Source organism: Agromyces sp. NPDC055661, from assembly GCF_053618135.1.
The window spans coordinates 1-2500 of sequence record NZ_JBSHHC010000003.1 but is presented as its reverse complement, the minus strand read 5'-3'; the positions used below and the strand labels follow the sequence as shown (position 1 = coordinate 2500).

Below are 2500 nucleotides of genomic sequence, written 5' to 3'. Positions count from 1 at the left end.
GAGACTGCGGGGGATAAGCTTCGTAGTCGAGAGGGAAACAGCCCAGATCGCCGGCTAAGGCCCCTAAGCGTGTACTAAGTGGAAAAGGATGTGGGGTCGCTTAGACAACCAGGAGGTTGGCTTAGAAGCAGCCACCCTTGAAAGAGTGCGTAATAGCTCACTGGTCAAGTGATCCTGCGCCGACAATGTAGCGGGGCTCAAGTACACCGCCGAAGCCGCGGCATTCACACATTAGATCGCCTGCGTGCCAGGTGTGTGGATGGGTAGGGGAGCGTCCTGTGGCCGTGGAAGCAGCGGAGTGATCCAGCTGTGGAGGCCACGGGAGTGAGAATGCAGGCATGAGTAGCGAAAGACGAGTGAGAAACTCGTCCGCCGAATGACCAAGGGTTCCTGGGCCAGGTTAATCCGCCCAGGGTGAGTCGGGACCTAAGGCGAGGCCGACAGGCGTAGTCGATGGACAACGGGTTGATATTCCCGTACCCGTGTATCCGCGCCCAATGGCGAATCAGTTGTGCTAATCGTCCAAATGTTTTCTTATCGAGCCTTCGGGTGAGAGGGAGAATTGCTGCACGAGACCCTGGCTGTAGTAGTCAAGCGATGGGGTGACGCAGGAAGGTAGCTGGGCCAGGTGATGGAATACCTGGTGTAAGCCTGTAGGGCGCAACATAGGCAAATCCGTGTTGCATGTAGCCTGAGAGGTGATGCGTAGCCGTTGTGGTGAATTCAGTGATCCTATGCTGCCGAGAAAAGCCTCTAGTGAGTTGGTACACGGCCCGTACCCCAAACCGACACAGGTGGTCAGGTAGAGAATACTAAGGCGATCGAGAGAACTGTGGTTAAGGAACTCGGCAAAATGCCCCCGTAACTTCGGGAGAAGGGGGACCACGCCTGGTGACGAGTCTTGCACTCTGAGCTGGGTGGGGTCGCAGAGACCAGAGAGAAGCGACTGTTTACTAAAAACACAGGTCCGTGCGAAGTCGTAAGACGATGTATACGGACTGACGCCTGCCCGGTGCCGGAAGGTTAAGAGGACCGGTTAGCGCTTCGGCGCGAAGCTGAGAATTTAAGCCCCGGTAAACGGCGGTGGTAACTATAACCATCCTAAGGTAGCGAAATTCCTTGTCGGGTAAGTTCCGACCTGCACGAATGGCGTAACGACTTCTCTGCTGTCTCAACCACAGACTCGGCGAAATTGCATTACGAGTAAAGATGCTCGTTACGCGCGGCAGGACGAAAAGACCCCGGGACCTTCACTATAGCTTGGTATTGGTGTTCGGTACGGTTTGTGTAGGATAGGTGGGAGACTGTGAAGCTTGGACGCCAGTTCAGGTGGAGTCGTCGTTGAAATACCACTCTGATCGTATTGGACTTCTAACCTCGGACCATGATCTGGTTCAGGGACAGTGCCTGGTGGGTAGTTTAACTGGGGCGGTTGCCTCCCAAAATGTAACGGAGGCGCCCAAAGGTTCCCTCAGCCTGGTTGGCAATCAGGTGTCGAGTGCAAGTGCACAAGGGAGCTTGACTGTGAGAGTGACAGCTCGAGCAGGGACGAAAGTCGGGACTAGTGATCCGGCACCGGCAAGTGGAAGCGGTGTCGCTCAACGGATAAAAGGTACCCCGGGGATAACAGGCTGATCTTCCCCAAGAGTCCATATCGACGGGATGGTTTGGCACCTCGATGTCGGCTCGTCGCATCCTGGGGCTGGAGTAGGTCCCAAGGGTTGGGCTGTTCGCCCATTAAAGCGGCACGCGAGCTGGGTTTAGAACGTCGTGAGACAGTTCGGTCTCTATCCGCCGCGCGCGTTAGAAACTTGAGGAAGGCTGTCCCTAGTACGAGAGGACCGGGACGGACGAACCTCTGGTGTGCCAGTTGTTCCGCCAGGAGCACTGCTGGTTGGCTACGTTCGGAAGGGATAACCGCTGAAAGCATCTAAGCGGGAAGCCTGTTCCAAGATGAGGTTTCTCTCCCACTTGATGGGTTAAGGCCCCCTACAGACCATGGGGTTGATAGGCCGGAACTGGAAGCCAGGTAACTGGTGTAGGTGACTGGTACTAATAGGCCGAGGGCTTACTACGAAGGTGTTACGCGTCCACTGTGCGGTATCTGAAACAACAGACACTGCAGCAAACCTGATCATCGGATCCTGTGAGGGGTTCGGTGAATGCGGGGAGCGCTGTCTAGTTTCATAGTGTTACGGCGGTTATAGCGGTGGGGAAACGCCCGGTCCCATTCCGAACCCGGAAGCTAAGGCCACCTGCGCCGATGGTACTGCACTCGACAGGGTGTGGGAGAGTAGGACACCGCCGGAACATCATTGCGAAAGGCCCTCCAACTTCGGTTGGAGGGCCTTTTTGCGTTCCCGGACCGGTCGCGCGCGTAGCATCCACGCGGCCGGCCTGCCCCCGGAATCGGGGGATTGTCATCCGAACCGACAACATTTCAGAAAACGGCCTTACGGCCCGGTCTCGTCGGCGACCATAGTGCGACGTTGCTTCGGGA

General features: G+C 56.5%; 2 rRNA genes (1 of these 2 cut by a window edge). Both read left to right on the top strand.

From position 1 onward, the window contains the following. Positions 1 to 2076 (top strand): 23S ribosomal RNA (locus tag ACWGO8_RS19420) (it extends 1040 nt beyond the left edge of the window). A 117-nt stretch (positions 2077 to 2193) separates the two neighbouring features. Then, positions 2194 to 2310: ribosomal RNA gene (gene rrf / locus ACWGO8_RS19415) — 5S ribosomal RNA — on the top strand. The last annotated feature ends 190 nt before the right edge of the window (positions 2311 to 2500 follow it).